General features: G+C 41.8%; 22 protein-coding genes. 15 read left to right on the top strand and 7 right to left on the bottom strand.

Annotated elements, in window-relative coordinates:
* The coding region (locus CRJ00_RS18800) for a hypothetical protein (protein WP_218962203.1) at positions 1-260 on the top strand (260 nt) is incomplete at its 5' end.
* 390 nt (positions 261-650) lie between these two features.
* Here the strand turns inward: CRJ00_RS18800 and CRJ00_RS09430 are convergent.
* The gene (locus CRJ00_RS09430; protein ID WP_167554250.1) at positions 651-1,439 is read right to left on the bottom strand and encodes a murein L,D-transpeptidase catalytic domain family protein; all 789 of its coding nucleotides are present in this window, start codon (positions 1,437-1,439) and stop codon (positions 651-653) included.
* Between the two features lie 66 nt (positions 1,440-1,505).
* Complete coding sequence (locus CRJ00_RS09425; RefSeq protein WP_099366628.1) at positions 1,506-2,546, bottom strand: L,D-transpeptidase; 1,041 nt, start codon at positions 2,544-2,546, stop codon at positions 1,506-1,508.
* A gap of 146 nt (positions 2,547-2,692) precedes the next feature.
* Here CRJ00_RS09425 and CRJ00_RS09420 point away from each other — a divergent pair, with 146 nt between their 5' ends.
* Both CRJ00_RS09420 and CRJ00_RS09415 read left to right on the top strand, forming a co-directional pair.
* Positions 2,693-3,103, top strand: coding sequence for an NUDIX hydrolase (locus tag CRJ00_RS09420; protein ID WP_099366627.1), 411 nt, complete (start codon positions 2,693-2,695; stop codon positions 3,101-3,103).
* 164 nt (positions 3,104-3,267) lie between these two features.
* Entirely contained in the window at positions 3,268-3,819 is a 552-nt protein-coding gene (locus CRJ00_RS09415) for a hypothetical protein (RefSeq protein WP_099366626.1), read from the top strand.
* 67 nt (positions 3,820-3,886) lie between these two features.
* Here CRJ00_RS09415 and CRJ00_RS09410 read toward each other — a convergent pair whose 3' ends face one another.
* Both CRJ00_RS09410 and CRJ00_RS09405 read right to left on the bottom strand, forming a co-directional pair.
* Entirely contained in the window at positions 3,887-4,480 is a 594-nt protein-coding gene (locus tag CRJ00_RS09410; RefSeq protein ID WP_099366625.1) for an outer membrane beta-barrel protein, read from the bottom strand.
* Between the two features lie 288 nt (positions 4,481-4,768).
* Positions 4,769-7,438 carry a heavy metal translocating P-type ATPase gene (locus tag CRJ00_RS09405; protein ID WP_099366624.1) on the bottom strand — a complete coding sequence of 890 codons (2,670 nt, stop codon included), beginning with the start codon at positions 7,436-7,438 and terminating at the stop codon, positions 4,769-4,771.
* Positions 7,439-7,571: 133 nt separating this feature from the next.
* Between CRJ00_RS09405 and CRJ00_RS09400 the strand changes: the two genes are divergently transcribed.
* Positions 7,572-8,864 (top strand): Gfo/Idh/MocA family protein, encoded by a 1,293-nt coding sequence (locus CRJ00_RS09400; RefSeq protein WP_099366623.1) that lies wholly within the window; start codon positions 7,572-7,574, stop codon positions 8,862-8,864.
* Between the two features lie 16 nt (positions 8,865-8,880).
* Here CRJ00_RS09400 and CRJ00_RS09395 read toward each other — a convergent pair whose 3' ends face one another.
* Together CRJ00_RS09395 and panB are read right to left on the bottom strand one after the other, a co-directional pair.
* Positions 8,881-9,483, bottom strand: coding sequence for a hypothetical protein (locus CRJ00_RS09395; protein ID WP_099366622.1), 603 nt, complete (start codon positions 9,481-9,483; stop codon positions 8,881-8,883).
* Between the two features lie 3 nt (positions 9,484-9,486).
* Complete coding sequence (panB, locus tag CRJ00_RS09390) at positions 9,487-10,302, bottom strand: 3-methyl-2-oxobutanoate hydroxymethyltransferase (protein WP_099366621.1); 816 nt, start codon at positions 10,300-10,302, stop codon at positions 9,487-9,489.
* A gap of 76 nt (positions 10,303-10,378) precedes the next feature.
* On the opposite strand from panB, the gene CRJ00_RS09385 reads away from it, so the two are divergent.
* From CRJ00_RS09385 to CRJ00_RS09365, 5 genes are all read left to right on the top strand, one after another.
* Positions 10,379-11,122, top strand: coding sequence for an RluA family pseudouridine synthase (locus CRJ00_RS09385; RefSeq protein WP_099366620.1), 744 nt, complete (start codon positions 10,379-10,381; stop codon positions 11,120-11,122).
* A gap of 2 nt (positions 11,123-11,124) precedes the next feature.
* Positions 11,125-11,724 carry a TlpA family protein disulfide reductase gene (locus tag CRJ00_RS09380; protein ID WP_099366619.1) on the top strand — a complete coding sequence of 200 codons (600 nt, stop codon included), beginning with the start codon at positions 11,125-11,127 and terminating at the stop codon, positions 11,722-11,724.
* A 2-nt stretch (positions 11,725-11,726) separates the two neighbouring features.
* Positions 11,727-12,560: an orotidine-5'-phosphate decarboxylase gene (pyrF, locus tag CRJ00_RS09375; RefSeq protein ID WP_099366618.1), complete on the top strand. Its 834-nt coding sequence runs from the start codon at positions 11,727-11,729 to the stop codon at positions 12,558-12,560.
* 84 nt (positions 12,561-12,644) lie between these two features.
* Positions 12,645-13,391, top strand: coding sequence for a hypothetical protein (locus CRJ00_RS09370; protein WP_099366617.1), 747 nt, complete (start codon positions 12,645-12,647; stop codon positions 13,389-13,391).
* A gap of 30 nt (positions 13,392-13,421) precedes the next feature.
* Positions 13,422-14,024, top strand: coding sequence for a hypothetical protein (locus tag CRJ00_RS09365; protein WP_099366616.1), 603 nt, complete (start codon positions 13,422-13,424; stop codon positions 14,022-14,024).
* 191 nt (positions 14,025-14,215) lie between these two features.
* On the opposite strand, the gene CRJ00_RS09360 is transcribed toward CRJ00_RS09365, so the two are convergent.
* Positions 14,216-15,250 carry an acyloxyacyl hydrolase gene (locus CRJ00_RS09360; protein ID WP_257213730.1) on the bottom strand — a complete coding sequence of 345 codons (1,035 nt, stop codon included), beginning with the start codon at positions 15,248-15,250 and terminating at the stop codon, positions 14,216-14,218.
* Between the two features lie 159 nt (positions 15,251-15,409).
* On the opposite strand from CRJ00_RS09360, the gene CRJ00_RS09355 reads away from it, so the two are divergent.
* The 6 genes from CRJ00_RS09355 to CRJ00_RS09330 all read left to right on the top strand — a co-directional run bounded on the left by CRJ00_RS09355 (position 15,410) and on the right by CRJ00_RS09330 (position 22,066).
* Complete coding sequence (locus CRJ00_RS09355) at positions 15,410-16,324, top strand: AEC family transporter (protein ID WP_180268467.1); 915 nt, start codon at positions 15,410-15,412, stop codon at positions 16,322-16,324.
* Between the two features lie 102 nt (positions 16,325-16,426).
* Positions 16,427-17,392, top strand: a complete 966-nt coding sequence (locus tag CRJ00_RS09350; protein ID WP_099366614.1) for a formylglycine-generating enzyme family protein — start codon at positions 16,427-16,429, stop codon at positions 17,390-17,392.
* A gap of 39 nt (positions 17,393-17,431) precedes the next feature.
* Positions 17,432-18,745, top strand: a complete 1,314-nt coding sequence (locus tag CRJ00_RS09345) for a Gfo/Idh/MocA family protein (protein ID WP_099366613.1) — start codon at positions 17,432-17,434, stop codon at positions 18,743-18,745.
* Positions 18,746-18,747: 2 nt separating this feature from the next.
* Positions 18,748-19,755 (top strand): FAD:protein FMN transferase, encoded by a 1,008-nt coding sequence (locus CRJ00_RS09340; protein ID WP_099366612.1) that lies wholly within the window; start codon positions 18,748-18,750, stop codon positions 19,753-19,755.
* Between the two features lie 29 nt (positions 19,756-19,784).
* Positions 19,785-20,711, top strand: coding sequence for a hydroxypyruvate isomerase family protein (locus tag CRJ00_RS09335; protein ID WP_099366611.1), 927 nt, complete (start codon positions 19,785-19,787; stop codon positions 20,709-20,711).
* Positions 20,712-20,812: 101 nt separating this feature from the next.
* Positions 20,813-22,066: a nucleoside permease gene (locus tag CRJ00_RS09330; RefSeq protein ID WP_099366610.1), complete on the top strand. Its 1,254-nt coding sequence runs from the start codon at positions 20,813-20,815 to the stop codon at positions 22,064-22,066.
* Positions 22,067-22,071 lie beyond the last annotated feature (5 nt).

Genomic DNA, 22,071 nt, shown 5'->3' with positions numbered 1-22,071 from the left:
TTGCACAGGGACTCCTACAGAGCAAGAAAATAGCGATCGGGGAATTCGGACGACGGCTTCGGGCCAGAAAAGGGCCTATGATCGCCATTAAGGCCATGGCCAACAAATTGGCAGCACAGTATTGGCGACTGATGGTAAAGGGGACTACCTATGTGGAACAAGGGGTGCAGACCTATGAAACACAATTGAAAAAGCAGAAGGAAAAGTACCTGAACAGGTTGGCACTGGAGTTCGATATGAAATTAGAGAAGATACATTGATCTGATTAACAATAGGTTATACAACATGTCATTGGTAGCATCGTCGAAGGATCTGTACGCTGATAAACGAACAGATGGTTCGACTACGCTCACCATGACAAATTGAAAGATTGCTTCGTTCCTCGCAATGACGTGGGTGTCGCAATGACGTGGGAAGTTCAAGACATAGGAAGAGCCCCTATGAACCGATATTGTCAGTAGGCTGCAAGTAGTATGTAAGTGCCTAAAGTCACTTACAACTCACTTACAGGTCACTTACATGGCGCTTGCACCTCGAAGCAGGTAATGATAAAATATGTATTGTCCTATTATAACAATAAAGCTTTTAAAATAGAAAAGGCTGTATCGGTTAATCGATACAGCCTCTGCTAGTATTTTTTATTCTTAATCTTAGTTCAGAACGCCTTTACCTTTATCCAATTCTGCGTCGTGTTGTGTCGCGATCATAGTATTGGTAGGTTGGTTCAATTTCGGCGCTTTGATGATTTTTGTACTGGCCAAGTATTCTTTGTTCTGCGAATAGATGAACAATAAGCTGCCGTCTTTGATGGTGTTGATGATCGGTTTGTTCAATTCTCTTGGCAGGGCAGGGCAGCCATAGCTTCTTCCTAACCTTCCAGTGGATTTGATGACGTCTGTGCTGCAGTAATCTGCACCGTGGATAACGATCGCACGTGGTCTAGCCTGATCATTGATTCCTCTTTCCAAACCGTTCAAGCGTAATGAAAATCCGTTTCCGCCGTTGTAGGTTTCCTGTGTTTCATAGAATCCTAAGGAGCTTTGGAAAGATCCATGTTTATTAGAGAAAGAAGTAGCGTATTTTTCGCCACTGTTTCTTCCGTGGGATACGATGTTATGGAATAATAATTTTTTCGCTTTCAGATCGATCACATACATCCGCTTTTCGGTAGATGGTAAGGTGAAGTCGATCACGGTAATGATGTCTTTGTTCTTTGCACGGAGTTGGTTGTATCCTTGCATGGCCTGCTCGAAAGCTTCCCATTTTAAAATCGATGAAAGTTTCATTTCATCATAAAGTCCTCTGATAGGGTCTTTGCTAACCTCAGTAGTTTTAACAATTTCTGATGTCGATTCCTGAATAATGTTGGAATGGTTTTGGTTTACGTTGAATCCTGAAGTTGCGATTGCCCACAGGGATAATAGCAATAATTTGTTCATAAGCACTTTTCCTAATCTTCGGATACAAAATTAGGAAAAAATTGACAATCAAAATGTTAAATAGTATTAATCAATCACAACCACCAAGGATTGGAAGGGCTTAAAATTGTCGTACACATACTTGGCATGAGAGGACGCATTCCGCACACACATATGCGATCGTGGCGTGGTTCCCAAGGACCAACTGTATTCGATGATCTTTCCTTTCGGATTATTGACCGGAACACCGTGAATATAGCCTCCATTGGTGAATCGGGACGCATATGGGGCATATCCCTCGATCGATTTCGTGCCGTCTTTGAAGTAGAACATCTTGGCTTTTTGCTCCTGAACGAAGAAGATTCCTAGCGGAGTTTCCATCGCATGAGGAGGCTTATGACGGCCCGAAGTTGCCGGGTTCATCGACCTGATTTTCCACTCATTTTCACCCGTTCTTTCCAGCACACAAATATTTTGGTTTGTAACATCTACCACCGCAACATGGGCAATTTTCACCGAATCTCCCTTCGATTTGACGTATCTTTTCGGTACATACCAAGTGCCTTCAAAGGATAAACCGGTCACTTTTACCATGTCCAAGGTATCACTGCTTTCAATGGCTACCAAGGAACCATCGCGCCCATATCTACTCGGTTTCTTACTGTTTTCTGATTGATATAAAGGAGCCGACTGGTACTTTTCATTCCCCAAGGTGTCGGAAACCCGTTTATAGGCGTTCCTTACAAAATTCTCTACAACCGCAGCTTCGCCATTCCTGTTTTTATAATTGTCCAGGACACCATAGATATGAGGCATCCTCATGAAATTCTCTATATGGGCTAATTTTTCTTTTATCTTATCAAACTGAAATATCCGGGTAGTATCCTCATAAGGATAAACATCTTCCAAAGTATATTTTTCAAATTGGATGTCCTTGTCCAGTTTGATGTCCGCAGCTGTACGAGGCTTTTCTCTTTCAGCCTTTTCAGCTGCTTCTTTAGCTTCCTTTACTTTTTCTAGGGAATCTTTTCTCCGAAGTTCCGCAGCACTGCTGTTTTTAGATGAATTTTTACAGGCAGCTGTTGCTATAATAACAAAAAGAAAGATAAAGAAAATCGTATTTCTCATTCGAATAGTTTGGTAATGTTTAGTGTTTTTGTCAATTTTAGTAAAAATATCAAAACTTTTGATACTAAAACTGTTTCTTAAGCTTTAGAGCCTAAAAATCATTCCAAGTTTGCGGATTTCGAAAAATTTAGCTTTTTTTTGTAGTTATGGAGCCAAATGGATTTATAAAGATTGCTGTTGCCATCATCATCAATAAAAAGAATGAGCTGCTAACGGTGCGTAAATTCGGATCGACCTATTATCAACTTCCTGGTGGAAAGATCGAGAGCAATGAACGACCAGTGGATACCCTGATCCGCGAATTGGAAGAGGAGATAGGTCTAAGCCTTAGAGAGGAGCAGTGTTCCTTTTTGACCGTGCATGAAGCCCAAGCGGTGAATGAAAAAGGAAAGACGGTAAGGGGGTTTGTATTCCGATGCCAATTAGCTGATTCGGATAAAGTGTGGCTTGCGCAAGCAGAAATTGAAGAGGTCAGGTGGGTGAAACCGGAGGAGAGCTCAACAGTTAACCTCGCCAATCTCCTCAAGCAGATCGCCCTACCTATCTGGATTTCTTAATACAGTCCGGAAACCTAAAAGGAGAATTAAATAATGTTAATTAACAAAAGTTAACATATTGATATACAAATTGTTAATCTAAGTTAAAAATATTAATATCTACGAGTGGTAACCTATTTTTGATGTATTCTATTACATGTTTAACGCATTAAAAAATCATCAAAATGAAAAAATTTGCACTAATTTTTGTTTTTGGCGCTGTTTGTTTAACAAGCCATCTTAAAGCTCAAACCTTAGATCTTCCCGAAAAGCATCGACTAGGACTTGGACCAATTGCAGGTTATGACTTCAAATTAAAGGGGCCATCCTATGGAGCGGGGTTGATGTATGAGTATAAACCTTTCCGATCAGTAGGTTTTACTGCAGGCCTAAGTTATGAACAGACCAGAAAAGAACTGACCGGTTCGGATTTTTCCAGTGATGATGAAGGCCTGCTCAAACACCATCTGTACTCGGCCAGTTTAGGCGCAAGGTATTATGTGGGTTCCTTTTATTTAGGAGGTGCATTGGGCTACGCTTACGAGTATGGTGAATCCCAAATGGATAATGGCACAATCATTAAAGGAGGAAGTATCAATAGCCTGTATAGCTCCTTGGGAGTCGGCTATCAAGCGCCCTTGAGAAATGGCGACTTATTAGAAATGGAACTGGGTTCATTTGGAACCAAAAACTCCATGAAATTAGGGGGAACCGTAAAATATAAGTTCCTGAAATAGTCTATATAAAAAGGGTTGGTCCTATTGGAACCAACCCTTTTCTATTCACATTTATCTCTATTTGCTATTAAAAGTGGAAAGTAACACCTACAGATGGAGCGAATGAATCAGCATTTAAGCCGTATTTATTCACTGTTGTAGAGGTATTTGTAGCATCCACTTCACTTTTTTCAGAGTTGAAGTAAAGACCTTTTACTTTAAAATCGATACCGATGTTGCTAGTTGGGAAATAAGCGATACCTGGAGCCAATTCTACACCATAGCTTGATGTATTTCCAATTTTAGTACCATCGATTTCATGATTACCCCATGCCATAGGAACTGATAATTGTCCGAAGAATTTAACAGGACCTTGGTTAGCAGAGTACATTCTACCAAAAGGTGCTAAGGTGAAAGCATTGTTTGTGTTTTTTACACCAGCATCAGTTTCTGTTTCTGACCAGCTGTAACCAATACCAGTACCTACTGCAATATTATCTGCTACGAAATAACCCACTTGTGGAGCAATTCCAAACTTGTTATCTTTTGCATCGTTATCTTTAATGCTTGTTCCTTCGTAGTTAACTGTACCACCTAATAAGAATTTTCCTTTTTCAGTTTGTGCATTTGCTGCTAATGATAATGCTGAAACAGCTGTTAAAGTAAGTAATAATTTTTTCATGATTATTTATTTTAATATTTGACTTAATTGTCATGTACGGTCAATTATTCAATACCTGTGCCAAAGTGATAGGATGTATGTTTCTGCCATTGTCATTAAATTTTGATGATTTTGTAAGCGATTGATTGATAGCGCAAAAAGAAAAAGGCTCTCCAAGGAGAGCCAGATTTCGTGACAATAGGACTACAATAGCTTTAAAGCATGATTTTATGCCAAAACTGACAAACACCTTAAAAAGGTCAGTTTGTCAGTGCACATTTGTCTGCTTTTTTTTTATATAGGTTCATTTTACTTTTCCAAGTTCAGCGCATTCAATCGTAAAGAATTTAAAATTACAGAAACCGAACTCAAACTCATGGCGGCTGCTGCGATCATTGGCGACATCAGCAAACCTGTTGCGGCGTATAATACACCCGCTGCAATAGGAATTCCAATTACATTATATAAGAAAGCAAATAAAAGGTTCTGTTTGATGTTGCTCAACATAGCCTTACTCAATCGATAGGCTTTATGCACGCCTGTAAGATCGCCTTTCACCAAGGTGATTTCAGAACTTTGGATAGCAACATCCGTTCCTGTTCCCATGGCAATGCCGATATCGGCTTGGGTCAAGGCAGGGGCATCGTTGATTCCATCGCCCACCATAATGACCTTCTTACCTTCCGCCTGCAGTTTCTTTATGCCTTTCAATTTATCTTCAGGTAATAAGCCTGCTTGTACATGCTTAATACCGGCTTCTTTAGCCACGATTTCTGCGGTATTTTTATTATCCCCGGTGAACATATAAACTTCAATGCCCTCTTCCTGAAACTTCTTCAAGGTTTCGACACTGCTCTCCTTTAGTGCATCGAAGGCAGCAACAATACCGGCAAACTGCTTGTCTATAGCCAATACCGATACCGAATTTCCTTTTTTCTGTAGTTCTTCGATCTGCGCTTCTTGCGCTGCGCTAAGCGATACATGCTGTTCCTTCATCAACCGAGGTGTACCCAACAGGGCCGAAAGGTGGTGGATTTTTCCAGAAACTCCTTTTCCGGCAATGTTTTCAAATTGGACCACATCCAATACCTGTAATCCTTTTTCATTGGCTTTATCAAGCATGGCCTGTGCAAGGGGATGGGTACTGTTTTTATTTACGGATGCTGCAATCTGAAGGATATCGTCTTCCTTGAACTTTGGATTTCCAGATATCACTTCCGAAACAGAAGGTTTTCCTTTGGTGATCGTACCGGTCTTATCGACGATCAGCACATCTGCTTTTTCCAGTTTTTCCAATGCTTCGGAATTCTTGATCAGAATTCCTGATTTCGCACCTTTTCCGATCCCCACCATGACAGACATTGGAGTTGCCAAACCCAGTGCACATGGACAGGCTACGATCAGAACAGCCAGCATATTGGAGAATGCCATGGCTGTACTGTTCGGAATGTCCATAAAATTCCAGACCAAGAAGGTAAGGATCGCAATAACGATCACCGTTGGTACAAATATTTTAGAGATCCTATCCGTTAACTTTTGGATGGGTGGTTGACTTCTACTGGCGTCATTCACCAATTGGATGATCTGGGATAACAAGGTTTCGCTACCCACCCGATTGGCTTTCATCAATATTTCATGGTTACCATTAATGGTACCTGCTATTACTTGGTCTTCGGCATTCTTTTCTACCGGGATAGGCTCACCGGTGATCATGGATTCATCGATGGAAGTAGAACCTTCAGTTACCAAGCCATCTACCGGTATCTTATCACCCGCACGTACGCGAAGCACATCACCCACTTTCACATCATGAATGGAAACCTTTCTTTCTTTTCCATTTTCTACCAGAATAGCTTCTGCGGGGCTCAATTTGATCAATTCCTTGATGGCTGAATTTGTCCGGGAATGGGCTTTAGCTTCCATGACCTGGCCGAGAAGGACTAAAGTCAGGATAACGGCTACCGATTCAAAATAGAGATGCACCTCGCCATGATGGCCTTTCAGTTCTGCTGGGAAAATCTGCGGAAAGAAAAATGCCAATAGACTGAAGATAAAGGCAGCGGCAGCACCCAGTCCGATTAAGCTGAACATATTCAGGTTCCAGGTTTTAAAGGAAGTCCATGCACGTTCAAAAAACATCCAACAGGTATAGAATACGACTGGAAGCGTCAGGATCAATTGGATCCAGGCATTGATATGATAGGGGATGATCTTGCTGATGGGTTGTCCAGGAAGCATGTCGCCCATGGAAAGGATGAAAATCGGAACGGTACAAGCTACACTGATCCAGAATTTCGTTAATAGACTTTTATAATGTTCGTCGTCGGCCTCCGATACTTGGTTTGCCACCAGGTCCATCCCACAGATGGGGCAATTGCCCGGATGGTCCTGCACTATCTCTGGGTGCATGGGACAAGTATATTCCACCTTAAGGGTTATTTCTGGAATCTTTTCCAGGTTCATCCCGCAGACCGGACAGGAGCCAAATTTATCATAGACCTTGTCGCCTTCGCACATCATCGGACAATAATATTTCCCCGCATTACTTGCAGTCGTTTTCGGTTTTTCGCTGGTTGCTTGATGGGATGGGGCATTAAAGTCCACCTTTTCGATAGGGCGTAAATGCATATTACAAACAGGACAACGCCCTGGTTCCGTATAGATCTTATCTTTTCCTTCACAGAACATCGGACAGATATATTGCCCACTTTCGGACAATTCCGGCTCTTTGTGCTGATGCGCTCCATGATGCTGATGGGCATGTGCATCCGAATGTATCTGGTAGGCGCCGCCTAGTTCATCTAATTTTTCCTGGAGCGCGTTTTCATCCAGCTCCTCCTCCGAATGGATTTTTGCTTCCCCTTTCGAAAGATTTACTTCGGCATGTACTCCCTCCAATTCATTGAGTTTTTTCTCCACGTTTGTCCTGCAACCATTACAGGTCATGCCTGACACTTTATATGTTTTTTCCTTGTTCATGGTTTATCCCTGTTAATATAGTAACAAAGGTCGCTAGAAAGGGGTTTGAAATTGTTACACAATTTCCAGTTAAAGTTATATTATTATTGGATTAGGCTCATTATTTTAGTATTTCAGAAAAAACCTAAACATTATGACGCTTTCCAGAAGAGATTTTATCCAAAAGTCCGTTTTGTTGATACCTGCTTTACAGTTATCTTCCCTTTATGCCAAGAATTTGGGTTACGCAGGGAAAATAAGAGTTGCTGCAATCGGCATCAAAGGGATGGGTTGGTCTAATCTGAATTCCTTGTTGAAACATCCGGATGTCGTTTGTAAAGCCATTTGTGATATCGATGATCAGGTCATCAGTGACCGATTGGCCCAGTTGAAAAAGCTTGGTCAGAACCCCAAAGTCTATAAAAAACACGAGGACCTGTTGAAGGATAAGGAGGTGGATGCGGTGATGATAGGTACACCAGATCATTGGCATTGCTTACAGATGATTGACGCGGTGAAGGCGGGTAAAGATGTATATGTCGAAAAGCCTATTGGGAATTCCATTGTGGAATGCAATACCATGCTGGCTGCCAGGGATAAATACCAGCGGATTGTGCAGGTAGGCCAGTGGCAGCGATCGCAGCAGCATTTCCGGGACGCCATAGACTTTGTGCATTCCGGTAAATTGGGAAAGATCAGGTTGGTGAAGGCTTGGGCTTATCTTGGCTGGAAGCAGCGTGTTCCTGCGATGGCAGACAGCGAGGTGCCTAAAGGGGTTGATTACCAACGCTGGATCGGTCCTGCAAAATCAAGACCCTTTAATGCCAATAGGTTCCATTATAATTTTAGGTGGTATTGGGATTATGCCGGCGGCCTGATGACCGACTGGGGGGTGCATCTATTGGATTATGCCCTGATGGGAATGAAAGTCTCCGATCCAAAATCCATCATGGCGGCGGGAGGTAAATTTGCCTATCCCGATGATGCAGGAGAAACTCCTGATACCTTGACTACTGTTTATGAGTTCGACGGATTTAACCTCCTGTGGGAACATGCTGCAAGTATTTCCGGAGGACCATATAACAGGGAACATGGTATTGCCTTTATCGGTAATAATGGTACGTTAGTGGTCGATCGGAATGGCTGGGAGGTGATTCCGGAAGGAAAGAAAATGGAGCCTGTACCTTTGCAGAAGAAAGTGGATAATGGATTGGATCTGCATACCTATAATTTCATTGAAGCGGTGAAGGCCAAGAATCCAAGCTTATTAAATGCACCCTTGGAAATCGGGAGCCATATTGCCAAATTATCCCAAATGGGAAATATTGCCTACCGAACCGGTAAGAAAATCTATTGGAACAAAGAGCGACAGCAATTTAAAGAAGCGGAAGCGAATAGACTGCTTGCAGCTCCATACCATAATGGCTATAAGCTCCCAAAGATCTAAAAGATAGCCGAAGCCATTAGATCATGGGGAAGAGGGAAGACTTTTGCGCGATGGTATAGTTATCCTTTAAGGATTGAAAGAATCGTTTATTAAGTGGGTTTTCCTCCAATAGAAAGGGAATATACAAGGGGTTGTTCTGGACGATTAGTTCATAATAACCAAACAACACCTTATTATTTTTTTGGATAGCTTTCACGGATCGTATGCCTTGGATATCCCTTAGAAGGTTGAAGCGGACCTGATTGCCGCTTGCCCATTCCACTAATACATCACTATTTTGCGGATTGAACCAGATCTCCTGTTCTTTGGCATACTTGAGGTGGTTGTTCAGGATCAGGATCTGCCCGATCAGGTATAGGCTGATCGGAAGCATCAACAATAGGATCTTGACCTTCATCGCCAAAAACAACGTGATGGCCAAAAGGATTACGCCAATACCTACACTGTATAAACAGCTTTTTATTACTTTATTGATCAGTTGCTCATTGCTGTCTACTAATACATAACCTTGTTTGGCCTGTCTTTTTATGGCCATGGATTTCCCGGCCTTTATGATTTTATTGGAGATAAAATATAAAAGGATTCCCAACAGGGCGATGATCAATAAGAACTTTTGCATGGATTAATACTGTTCAGACTCGTTCGGGTAATCGCCAGCCTTCACATCAGCCACATAAGCTTTCGCCGCATTCCCTATCTGCTCTGCCAGGTTCAAATATTGTCTTAAGAACTTAGGTTTGAATTCCTGGGTAATGCCCAACATGTCGTTTACGACCAATACCTGTCCGTCACAACCGTTACCTGCGCCAATACCAATCGTTGGGATATCGAGCATTTTGGAAACCTCTGTAGCTAATTCGGCAGGGATTTTTTCCAAGACGATGGCAAAACAACCGGCTTCCTGAAGCGCAAGGGCATCCGATTTCAGTCGTGCAGCTTCTGCTTCTTCTTTTGCCCGAACACCAAAATCTCCGAATTTATAGATGGATTGCGGTGTTAAGCCCAAGTGTCCACATACCGGAATCCCCGATTGAACGATCTTTTTGATGTTATCGATGATTTCCTCGCCACCTTCCATCTTCAGGGCATGGACTCCAGATTCCTTCATCATACGGACCGCTGCTTTATAGGCATCATCCGTAGCACCCTGGTATTCGCCGAAAGGCATATCTGCGATGACCATTGCGCGGGAAGCCCCTCTAGCAACGGCAGCAGCATGATAGATCATATTATCCAAAGTAATGGGTAGGGTTGTTTCAAATCCTGCAAAAACATTGGCTGCCGAATCGCCAACCAATAATACTTCCACACCGGCCTGATCCAAGATCTTGGCCGTAGAATAATCGTAGGAGGTCAACATACTGATTTTCTCTCCCCGGTGTTTCATATCGCGCAAGGCGGATGTGGTAACTCTCTTGATTACTTTATTAACTGACATATGCTCTATCGTTTCCTGCAAAATTAGCTTTTTTTATAGGAATAGAAAATTACCGTTTAATTCTTATTTTTGCGGGATGATTCCACAAGAACAAAATCACTTTAAATATCCAAAATTTCAGGACCTGATCATTCACGAAGATGATAATCTGATCGTCATCAACAAACCTCCTTTTATTCCATCCTTGGATGCTCGCGAAGGTGGAGAGGTGAATATTTTACGTTTGGCGAAGAAATACCATCCCGATGCGCAGGTTTGCCATCGCTTGGATAAGGATACCTCCGGTATCTTATTGATCGCCAAGAATCCAGAAACGTACCGATTGATGTCCATTGAATTTGAAAAAAGAAGAGTGGATAAAATTTACCATGCCATTATCGATGGTACCCATGTTTTTGAAAACCTATTGGTGGATCTTCCGATCCTCAATCAGGGAAACAAGAATGTTACCATTGATCGGTATAATGGAAAACCTTCAGAAACAATCTTTAACAGCTTGAAGTTTTTCAAGCATTATACCTTGGTTGAATGTAAGCCGATTACTGGTCGCATGCACCAGATCCGGATACATTTGGCGACACAACATGCTGCTATCGTTGGGGATAGCATGTATAGGGGGAAACCGGTATATCTTTCGCAGATCAAGAAAAGGGGATATACCCTATCCAAAGACCAGCAGGAACAACCGATCATGAAGCGGTTTGCCCTTCATTCCAAGTCAGTGAAATTCGTACTTGACGGTAAAGAATACAGTTTTGAGGCGGAATACCCTAAAGATTTTGCTACCTTACTGAAGCAATTGGAGAAATTTGATGCTTAATCATGGAAAAAAAGAAGGTTTCTAAGAAAGATATTACCTATTATGTGGTTTTTGCCATTTTAATAGGCTTAATGATATGGCCTACAAGTCGTACCTATATGCAACAGGGTCTGATGAAGATCGGCTTGTTCAAACCTAATATTGAAAAGGGGCAGGTGAATACCGAGGGCTCTGCAAGTCCGATGGTATTGACAGAGACCATGAGTATTTCGGATCAACAAGGAAATCGCCTGAGTACGCATGACCTGCGCGGAAAAGTAGTGTTCATCAACCTATGGGCTACCTGGTGTGGTCCCTGTCGAGCAGAAATGCCTTCCATCCAAAAATTGTATGATAAGTACAAGGATAACGATAAGATCGCTTTCCTTTTGGTGGAGATCGAACATGATCAAGAAGGTGCCATTAAGTTTTTAGAGAAAGAGAACCTGAACCTTCCGATCTATTTTCCGGAAAGCCAGATCCCTGATACCTGGATGAGCGGAGCGATCCCAAGTACGGTCGTGCTGAATAAAAATGGAACCCGGGTTTTTGAGCATAAGGGTATGGCCGATTACTCGACCAAAGAATTTGAAGATTATATTATTTCGCTTATCAACGAATAAAAATGACCAAGCAAGAGCTAATTGAACAAATAAAACGTAAGAAGAGTTTTTTATGTGTAGGATTGGATACTGATCTCAGCAAGATCCCTCCACATCTATTGGAAGAGGAAGATCCGATCTTCGCCTTTAATAAAGCGATCATCGAGGCAACGGCTGATCTATGTGTGGCCTACAAACCCAACATCGCTTTTTATGAAAGTTATGGGGTGAAAGGTTGGGAAGCTTTAAGGAAGACCAGCGAGGTACTCCCAAAGGATTGTTTCAGCATTGCTGATGCGAAGCGTGGGGATATCGGTAATACCTCAAAGATGTATGCGCAGGCATTTTTTAATCCGGAGGTTTCGGGTTTGGATTTCGATTCCATTACGATTGCACCGTATATGGGCGAAGATTCTGTTACGCCATTTTTGGATTTTAAAGGGAAATGGGCGATCGTTCTGGCTCTAACTTCCAATCAGGGGAGTCTTGATTTTCAGAATTTCAACAATGCGGATGGAAAGCAGTTGTTTGAGGAGGTGATCGATAAGGTGAATACATGGGGTACATCAGAAAATATCATGTATGTGGTGGGAGCTACCCGTGGGGAAGCTTTTCTTAAGATAAGGGAACATGCTCCAGATCATTTCTTATTGGTTCCTGGAGTGGGTGCACAGGGTGGTTCATTGGCTGATGTTTGCCAATATGGTATGAACAAGGATTGCGGTTTATTGGTGAACAGTACGCGCGGGATCATCTATGCTTCTCAAGGGAAGGATTTTGCGGAAAGAGCGCGTGAGGAGGCTATCATCCTGCAAAAAGAGATGCAGCAACAGCTTGAATCGCACGGTATTATTTAAGCTTTCGCCAATAAAATCTTACTTTTTGTTAAAATTGTAAGATTTGGCATAATAATTTGTAGAGAAGGGAGACTATTTTCAACTATGAATATTAAAAGATCTCCAATAAAGGCATTGGCGTTGTTATGCGGGGTAGGGTTTCTGAGCAGTTGTAGTTCAGTTTATCTACCGAACGTTCCAGCAACGCCGATGTTCAATAATAAGGGTGAGGGTTATTTAGCAGCTCATGTTAACCTCAAGGGAAATCTCAGTGGAAATGCTGGGGTAGCCATCACAGATAACCTAGCGATCATTGCCAATGGTTCCTACATCGATTATAAATCCAGTAATCATGATTTTAATCAATACCTCTATGAAGGGGGATTGGGGTATTATACCTTGGTCGGAAAATCCAAACGCAGTGTGTTGGAATTTTATGGTGGTTATGGTCTGGGATCTACGTTGGATGTGGATAAAAGAGCCAGTACTACAGGGGCTGATCCGGTGGAATCAAGGGACTTGGATTTCAATAAAATCTTTGTTCAGGCGAATTTTTCATCGACCAGAAAAAACAAGATTAATCTTTTTGGTAAGAAGCGGAGTCTGAATTATGGGACGGCCATTCGTTTGAGCAGAATTAAAATGGATAGTTTTAAGCTGAATGGTGTTGATCATGCTTTGGAGGAGAATGTTTTTGTGGAACCGGTGTTCTTTACACGGATGGAATTGAGTAAGGGGCTGCAATTGCAATATACCAATGGCTGGAATATTGGATTGATGAGCAATGAGTTTTTAAAACCGGGAAATGCGGTTTTTACCTTGGGGCTGATCTATAATTTTGGCAGGAAATAGTATTTAGGAATTATATTAACTAGTTTGGATATGAAAAAAATAGCAGGTTTAATTGTTTTATGTTCGGTATTGTTGCTTTCGGGCTGTCAGGTGAATAAGAAGGCGCAGATAAAAGCATTGGCTGATTGTGAATATGATGTGGCTTCGGTGGAGCAGGTAAAGTTCAATGGAAAGAACCTTTCGTCGTATAAGGGGGCTGATGGGAATTATAATATCTCTTCTTTGGCTGGATTGGCTGTGGCATTGTTCAGTAAGGAACTGCCTTTGGAAGGAAAGGTGAATTTGAAGATTACCAATCCGGAGGTGAAAAAAGCGGCTTTTAATTCTTTTAAGTATATTATTGAGGTGCAAGGATCTCCTTTGTTTGAGGGAAAGGTGGATCAGAATGTGAATTTAGGGCAGGGGGAGAGTGCGATTGTGCCGATGACCTTTAAGGCTAATATTTTTAATAAGGCGAAAGAGAATGGTTTTGAGAATTTCTTTGATGAATTGTTTAATAAGAAGTCGGAAGGGTTTATTGCGCTGAAGATTAAGCCTTCGATTAATATTGCCGGGCAGAATATTTATTATCCTTCTTATATTACGGTGGATAAGAATTTCGGAAAGAAATTATTTGATTTATTCGGGAAGTAGAACGTCATTGCGAGGAACGAAGCAATCTTCCTTCATGTCATCCTGAGCGCAGTCGAAGGATCTGTTCGGGTACCAAATGTAGATGCTTCGACTTCGCTCAGCATGACAAGTGGAAAGAAAGATTGCTTCGTCGTACCTCCTCGCAATGACGGACCGACCTCCTCGCAATGACGCGGACCCCTCACTCAATCCTACTTATAATCCCTATTAAACGTATACCCCACAGTCCATTCTATAAAGTCTGCTTTTCCCATATGCGCCTTAATAGAAACCCCCGCATTTAAATTCTTATACACATAATACCTCGCGCCAGCCCTCAAGAAAAACTTCTTGATCTCCCCATTAAATCGTTGGTTGTGAATATAATATCCAACATTTCCATTCAACACCAATCGTTCATTCAAAACATGCGCCACATAAAACGAAGGCCCGCCCGACAACTTGGAAGCTAATTCCCCCGACTTATCCCCAGCAATCTCTTCATCATTTCCAGACGAAGAATAAAAGAGATCCACACCGGCACCCAATCGCCACTTATAGGAAACAAACCTACTCGCATACCCACTCAAGGTCGTTTTGAAAAAACGATGATCCAAATCATCCCGCAGTTGCTTAAAACCAACCCCATAATTCAAATGATAATAGATTTTCTTGCTGAAAGGCTCAAGAACAGAATCCCTATGGATCTTCACATCCGGATTAAATTGATAATTAACCGATACCGTAGCAGGTATCAAATTCACGCCTTTATTGGGCAGTGCAAGTGCCCCATTTGAAAAGTGATGAAATGCCAATCCAGCTCCCACTTTTAAATGGTCTGTCAAGCGGTATTGCGCCCGTATCCCCAAATCAATAAACACATTGTTCTTCGATCCAATAACCAGATTCAGAGGATTTTCCTGTGCGTTATAAGGTTTAAAATTTCCGGAAAGCCCCAACCCCAAACGATAGTCATAGCTCCATTTGCTGTTTTCCTTCGGATAGATAGGTGTTTGTACAAAACCATAAATCGCATAGGGACTTCCGATAATAGGAGAGTTGAAAGTGCTGGAATAAATTCCTATACCGTAGATCGGATAATTATATACCTGATAATATTGATCTCTTTTTGCCCTTGATTTAAAACCTACTTTAAGGTTCAAACCATTATAATATGCCCCCTCATAGGTGGTGTTTTTTAATCCTTTTTGCTGCAATATCCCACCGTTCTCCATCTCAAATTCCAATACCAACGGGCTTTTTACAATTTTTTCTTTGATTTCCTCTACTTGAGCAAAAAGAAAAGAGGGGATTAGGAATGATGATAGGAATAAGAAAAATAGCCTCACGTAGTAAAACAATAACAGTTAATGATAAAGAGCCCAAAAATAGTAATAACTTTGGCTGTGTCCAATTTTATACTCATCATATTTTGTTTGGCTGCTGGCGTGCTCAGTAGGCGGATGAATTGGGTGGCCAAGGATGGATTTAAGGCGTTGAATGCCTGGGTGCTCTATTTTGGTCTACCAGCCTTGTCATTTCGATTTTTACCTCATCTGAAATGGGATAATAACTTGTTGTTTACTATGTTATGTCCATTAATTGTGTTGTTAGGCAGTGTTGGATTTTTCTATTTGCTGAGCAGGCAACTTCAATTGTCAAAGCGGTCTAGCCATACCCTGATGTTGGTGGGAGGGCTTAGTAACACCTCCTTTGTTGGCTTTCCATTAATCACGGCCTATTTTGGGGTAGAGGGTTTACCCATCGGCATCGTCAGTGACCAGATGACCTTTTTTCTCTTGTCGACCATTGGAATCATACTGGCCACAAAAGGGGCGCTCAAGCCTAAGAAGAAAGTGGGGGCAGCATTTATTTTAAAACGTGTCTTAACCTTCCCACCGCTGATCGGCTGTTTGTTGGCTTTGACCATTCCCAAATTGATCGATATCAGTCCCTTGGATGACTTCTTTTCTGTTTTAGCATCTACAGTATCTCCCGTTGCCCTATTTTCCATCGGGCTTCAATTGAACTTTGCCATACAAAAAAGTGAGGTCCCCCAGATCTGTTATGCCCTAATCTATAAATTGCTCCTTGCACCAGCTATTGTCTTTGGGCTGGCCATGGCCTTGTCGGCAAAAGGGGAGATCATCAGCATCTCTATTTTTGAAATGGCGATGCCGAGTTTGGTAGCTACCAGTATCGTGATCAACCAATTCAAATTGAATGCTAAATTAGGCAACAGTGTGATCGGCTTGAGTATCCCAATTAGTTTGCTAAGCACCTATTTTTGGTATCAAATTTTGAATTCTTTCTTACTGTAACCGAATTGTTATCAATAATTATGCGATATTACTTATCTTTATTGCAATTTAATCAAGCTAGACTTAGTCATTTTTTATTTTAAGGATTATTCATTACAGTTTATGAAAAAAGTACTATTCTTTGCCTTATTGGCAGGAATGCAGATTTCTCAGGCTCAAACTAAACATGAGCGTTTCACACAAAAAATCAATGGAACTAGTCTGGAGTTCACGATGGAAGCCATCCCTGGCGGTGAATTTGAAATGGGGAGTGCAACATCAGCTAAAGCTGACGAAATGCCTGTTCACAAAGTAAAAATTGACCCATTCTGGATGGGTACCTATGAAGTTACCTGGAATATTTTCGAACCATTTTTATATAAAGATTACGAAGTTACCAAATCGGATGGTGGAAAAGTACCTGCCAACGTAGATGCAGTGACCAGACCGACCAAACCGTATTTGGATATGACCTTTGGCTATGGCAAGGATGGACAACCAGCCTTGGCGATGACTCATTATAATGCTATTCAATTCTGTAAATGGCTTTACGTTAGGACAGGGGTATTCTATCGTCTTCCAACAGAAGCGGAATGGGAGTATGCTGCGAGAGCAGGAAGTAAAACGGCCTATTTCTTTGGCGATGATGCCAGCAAGTTAGGTGAATTTGCCGTATACAAAGACAACAGTGGCGGCAAAACTGCGAAAGTAGGACAGAAGAAGGCAAATCCATGGGGACTATTCGATATCTATGGCAATGTAGGCGAATGGACCTATGATCAATATCAAGAAGATTATTATAAGCAATTTGAAGGGAAAGTTGCGGATAATCCGGTGAATGTGCCAACTACTTTATACGCACATTCCGTTCGCGGCGGTTCTTATGAAAGTGAAGCGGTTGATCTCCGGTCTGCTGCCCGTCACTTTTCAGATCCTTTCTGGAAGCAGTTGGATCCTCAGATCCCAAAATCGAATTGGTGGTTCCCAGAGGCGCCATTTGTAGGGATGCGTTTGGTAAGACCTGTTAAGCAGCCTAGCCATGAGGAGATTATGGCTTATTACGATAAGGCTCCAATCAAGGATTTTTAATCAACCTAATATATTTCATTAACTCAATTTAAACCTTAAATGGAAAGTTTAAAACGTAGAGATTTTATAAAATCATCTTCAGCACTGGCAGGCGCAACAGTTTTAACTGCAAGTTCTGTGGGACAAGTGTTCGCTGCGGGAAGCGATGTGATCAAAGTAGCATTAATTGGTTGTGGAGGTCGCGGGACAGGCGCAACATTTGATGCTTTCAATTCAGGCCAAAATATCCAGTTGGTAGCGATGGCAGATGCCTTCAAGGACAACTTGGATGCTACTCATAAAACCTTAGTAGAGAAATTTGGGGACAAGATCAATGTTCCGGATAGCCGCAAATATGTAGGCTTTGATGGCTATAAAGCCGCCATCAAAGATGCCGATGTGGTAATCTTGACGACTCCTCCGGGATTCCGTCCGGACCATTTTGCTGCAGCTGTAAAAGCAGGAAAACATGTTTTCATGGAAAAACCTGTTGCTACTGATATCCCAGGTATCCGTAAGGTGTTGGAAGCTGCCAAAGAAGCGAAAGCGAAGAAATTGAACCTAGTTGTTGGACTTCAACGCCGTTACCAAACAAACTATCGGGAAGCGATCAAACGCATTCAGGATGGCGCTATTGGCGATGTGGTGTCGGGGCAAGTATATTGGAATTCAGGTGGTGTATGGGTAAGACCACGCAAACCTGGACAAACAGAGATGGAATACCAGATGCGTAACTGGTATTATTTCAACTGGTTGTGTGGAGATCATATTGTAGAACAGCATGTTCACAATATCGATATTGCCAACTGGATCAAAGGAAAATATCCGGTTTCCATCCAGGGAACAGGAAGCAGGGCCCATCGTGATGGAAAGGATTATGGAGAGATCTATGATAATTTCTCGATTGAAATGACCTATGATGATGGCGCCGTGGTTTACAGTCAGTGTAGACACTTCGAGGGAATTTCCAACCGAGTGGATGAGACCTTCCAGGCAACAAAAGGGCGAGTTTACCTTTCTGCAGGAAACCAAGCTGTCCTTTGGGATGCGCAAGGAAAGGAAATCTATCGTCATGATCCTAAAGGCAATCCGAATGCCTACCAACAAGAGCATAAAGAGTTATTTGCTGCTATTGCCAACGGAGAATATAAATTTGATAATGCAGAGTATGGCGCATACAGTACTTTAACAGGTATTATTGGTCGTATTGCTTGTTATACCGGAAAGGTAATCAAATGGGATGAGGCAATGCAATCCAATATCGATATCATGCCGGCACAATATTCATTTGATGCGCAGCCGAAGATTGTTCCGAATGCGGATGGTCTTTATCCAGTAGCGGTACCTGGTATCAACGTGGAAAAATATATTTAATAGTGTTGAGGATTTTAGGTTCGATCCTATTGATGGTAATTGGTTGTTCGGCGTATGGCCAACAACCAATTTCTGATTTAGAGCGTTTTGAACTTTTTGGTAAGGCGCAGGGTACAACCTATACGATCAGCTATTATGCCGATGCAGCACGGGTGAAGGTGGAATCGATCGACAGTATTTTCCGGGTGATCGATGCTTCCATGTCCCTTTATCAGCAGGATTCCAAGATATCCAGCTTTAATCTTGCTTCCAGCAGCAAGATCGACATGGACAAGCACATGCTTCAGGTCATTAAAAAATCATTCAAAATCAATAAGGAATCCAAGGGGCGGTTTGACATAACGGTTAAGCCTTTGGTTGCTTTGTGGGGTTTTGGAACGAAGAAACAGGATGGTCTTCCGGACAGCACTTTGGTTCAACAAACGCTTCAGGTGGTTGGGCTGGACAAGCTGAAAAGGAGAGGGAATACATTGATTAAAAAGCTGCCAGGTGTTGAAATCGACCTGAATGGAATTGCCCAAGGATATACCGTTGATGTACTTTACGATTTCTTGAAGGGCAATAAGATCAGCAGTTTTATCATCGAGGTAGGCGGGGAGATTAGGACTTTCGGAAAGAAGCCAGACGGTTCATCCTACCGCGTATTGGTTGCTCGACCAGAACAGGCCAGCGCTGTTCCTGATTATGTGATCAATCTCCAGGATAAAGCCATCACCACTTCTGGGAGCTATGAAAAATACCGAACGGTAGACAAGTATCGTTTTTCCCACCATATGGATCCTAAAACAGGTTATCCACTGCAATCGAATATTATTTCCGTGACGGTGATTGCTGAAAATGCGATGGATGCCGATGCTTATGATAATGTTTTCATGGCCATGAAACCTTCCGATGCTATTGCATTTGCGAATAAAAAAAATAAAATGGATATTTATTTAATCTACGAAGAGGCCGGGCAAGTAAAAGAAGCCTTTTCTTCTGGATTTAAGAGCTATCTTATAACCGATTAATAAGAAAAAAATTATAAACTAAACCTTACATGAAACGATCAGACTTTTTGAAAAATGGATCACTATTAGTGGGCGGATCATTATTGTCAAGTAAATTAGCAGCGAACGAATCAACTACATCAACTCAAACCATGACGTCAGCCAATCAACCTTTTAAATTGGATTATGCTCCACATCAGGGCATGTTCAGCGCTACTGCAGGAAAAAATTTCTTAGATGAAATCAAGTATATGCACGAATTGGGCTTCCGTAGCATCGAGGATAATGGGATGCCGGGTCGTTCGGTGGAGGACCAGAAAAAAGCTGGTGATCTGTTGGCGAAATTAGGCATGCGTATGGGTGTTTTTGTGGTCCCTAAGGGCGGAAATGGTGCGAATACCTTAGCCGCGGGAAAACATGAACATATTGATGTTTTCTTGAAGGGATGTCGTGATTCGGTGGAGATTGCCAAACGCTGTAATGCCAAATGGGTGACCGTGGTACCAGGTGATTACGCTAGGAACCTACCTCTGGGAGTACAAACGGCCAATGTGATCGAAGGATTGAAGCGTGGAGCTGAAATATTTGAACCACATGGCATTACGATGGTCTTAGAACCTCTTAGCGATACCCCAGACCTTTTCCTGCGTTTTACGGATCAAACTTATGAAATCTGTAAAGCGGTGGACAGCCCATCCTGTAAAATCCTTTACGATGCTTATCATCAACAGAAGAACGAAGGGAATTTGATCAATCTGATGAACCTTTGTTGGAGTGAGATCGCGTACATACAGGTAGGGGACAACCCAGGCCGAAAAGAACCAACTACCGGCGAGATCAACTATAAAAATGTGTTCAAATGGTTGTATGAAAAAGGTTACAAAGGAATTGTGGGCATGGAACATGGCATGTCCAAAGGCGGGAAAGAAGGCGAAACTGCCCTTGTGAAAGCCTACAGAGAGGTAGACTCCTTCTAATGCTAAAGGGTTTTAGTATTGAAACAAATTCGTTATTAAATTTTGATATTGATTTTATATCGCTATCTTTAATTAGTTACTTTTTTAATAAACCTTAAATAATGACTTCATCTATAAAGTTTAAATTGTCCTTCATGATGTTCTTGGAGTTTTTCATCTGGGGATCATGGTTTGTAACGTTGGGTACTTTCTTGGGAAATACCCTTAAAGCATCTGGATTGGAAATATCCAATGTGTTCTCTACCCAATCTTGGGGAGCGATCATTGCACCATTCATCATCGGTATGATTGCCGATCGTTATTTTAATGCTGAGCGCATTTTGGGTATTCTACACCTGATAGGCGCTTTTTTAATGTGGCAATTATATAACAGCGACTCCATTGCCAACTTTTTCCCGTATGTATTGGGCTATATGATCCTCTATATGCCGACACTTTCCTTGGTCAATTCCATTTCCTTCCGACAGATGAAGAATCCTGAAAAGGAATTCTCCGTTATCCGGATGTTTGGAACCATCGGTTGGATCGTGGCTGGATTATCTATTTCCTACTTGTTTAAATGGGATTCAGAAGCTGGAATTCAAGAAGGTTTATTAAAAAATACGTTTCTGATGGCTGCTGTTGCCTCCTTAATCTTAGGTCTGTTCAGTTTTATCCTGCCTAAGACCCCACCTGCAAAAGTGGAGGCTGGTCAAGGCAAGGAGAGCATCAGTAAAATGCTGGGTTTTGATGCCATCAAATTATTGAAAGATAGAAACTTCTTTATATTTTTTGTTTGTTCTATTCTAATCTGTATTCCATTAGCATTCTATTATCAATATGCCAACCCATTCCTTACGGAAATCGGCTTGGAGAATGCTACAGGAAAGATGACCATCGGACAGATATCCGAGGCTTTATGTCTCTTGTTATTGCCGGTGTTCTTTACCCGATTTGGATTTAAGAATACCATCTTATTGGGTATGCTTTGTTGGGTATTGCGTTATCTGTTGTTCGCATTTGGTGATGCAGGTGAGCTTACCTTTATGTTGTTGTTAGGTATTGCCCTGCACGGTATCTGTTATGATTTCTTCTTTGTATCCGGACAGATCTATACCGATTCGAAAGCAGGAAAAGAATATAAGAGTGCGGCGCAAGGATTGATCACTTTGGCAACCTATGGGGTTGGTCAATTGATCGGATTCTGGGTTGCGGGTTATGTAAGTGATATGTATGTTGATCTGAAAGCCACTGATCTTCCACAATTCTGGAACCAATTATGGATCGTTCCAGCGGTAATTGCATTTGTGGTATTCGTTATCTTCTTGATCTTCTTCAAGAAAGAAACCGTGAAAAATCAATCTGAAACTATATAAAACTA

The organism is Sphingobacterium sp. 1.A.4 (genome assembly GCF_002734245.1).
Taxonomy (GTDB): domain Bacteria; phylum Bacteroidota; class Bacteroidia; order Sphingobacteriales; family Sphingobacteriaceae; genus Sphingobacterium; species Sphingobacterium tenebrionis.
The sequence above is the reverse complement of the archived record's forward strand: the minus strand, read 5'-3'. Positions and strand labels throughout refer to the sequence as shown.

Coding starts and splice junctions, on each gene's coding strand:
- CRJ00_RS09430 (WP_167554250.1), bottom strand. CDS start 1,439: ATGAACAAATTATTGCTATTATCCCTGTGGGCAATCGCAACTTCAGGA.
- CRJ00_RS09425 (WP_099366628.1), bottom strand. CDS start 2,546: ATGAGAAATACGATTTTCTTTATCTTTCTTTTTGTTATTATAGCAACA.
- CRJ00_RS09420 (WP_099366627.1), top strand. CDS start 2,693: ATGGAGCCAAATGGATTTATAAAGATTGCTGTTGCCATCATCATCAAT.
- CRJ00_RS09415 (WP_099366626.1), top strand. CDS start 3,268: ATGAAAAAATTTGCACTAATTTTTGTTTTTGGCGCTGTTTGTTTAACA.
- CRJ00_RS09410 (WP_099366625.1), bottom strand. CDS start 4,480: ATGAAAAAATTATTACTTACTTTAACAGCTGTTTCAGCATTATCATTA.
- CRJ00_RS09405 (WP_099366624.1), bottom strand. CDS start 7,438: ATGAACAAGGAAAAAACATATAAAGTGTCAGGCATGACCTGTAATGGT.
- CRJ00_RS09400 (WP_099366623.1), top strand. CDS start 7,572: ATGACGCTTTCCAGAAGAGATTTTATCCAAAAGTCCGTTTTGTTGATA.
- CRJ00_RS09395 (WP_099366622.1), bottom strand. CDS start 9,483: ATGCAAAAGTTCTTATTGATCATCGCCCTGTTGGGAATCCTTTTATAT.
- panB (WP_099366621.1), bottom strand. CDS start 10,302: ATGTCAGTTAATAAAGTAATCAAGAGAGTTACCACATCCGCCTTGCGC.
- CRJ00_RS09385 (WP_099366620.1), top strand. CDS start 10,379: ATGATTCCACAAGAACAAAATCACTTTAAATATCCAAAATTTCAGGAC.
- CRJ00_RS09380 (WP_099366619.1), top strand. CDS start 11,125: ATGGAAAAAAAGAAGGTTTCTAAGAAAGATATTACCTATTATGTGGTT.
- pyrF (WP_099366618.1), top strand. CDS start 11,727: ATGACCAAGCAAGAGCTAATTGAACAAATAAAACGTAAGAAGAGTTTT.
- CRJ00_RS09370 (WP_099366617.1), top strand. CDS start 12,645: ATGAATATTAAAAGATCTCCAATAAAGGCATTGGCGTTGTTATGCGGG.
- CRJ00_RS09365 (WP_099366616.1), top strand. CDS start 13,422: ATGAAAAAAATAGCAGGTTTAATTGTTTTATGTTCGGTATTGTTGCTT.
- CRJ00_RS09350 (WP_099366614.1), top strand. CDS start 16,427: ATGAAAAAAGTACTATTCTTTGCCTTATTGGCAGGAATGCAGATTTCT.
- CRJ00_RS09345 (WP_099366613.1), top strand. CDS start 17,432: ATGGAAAGTTTAAAACGTAGAGATTTTATAAAATCATCTTCAGCACTG.
- CRJ00_RS09335 (WP_099366611.1), top strand. CDS start 19,785: ATGAAACGATCAGACTTTTTGAAAAATGGATCACTATTAGTGGGCGGA.
- CRJ00_RS09330 (WP_099366610.1), top strand. CDS start 20,813: ATGACTTCATCTATAAAGTTTAAATTGTCCTTCATGATGTTCTTGGAG.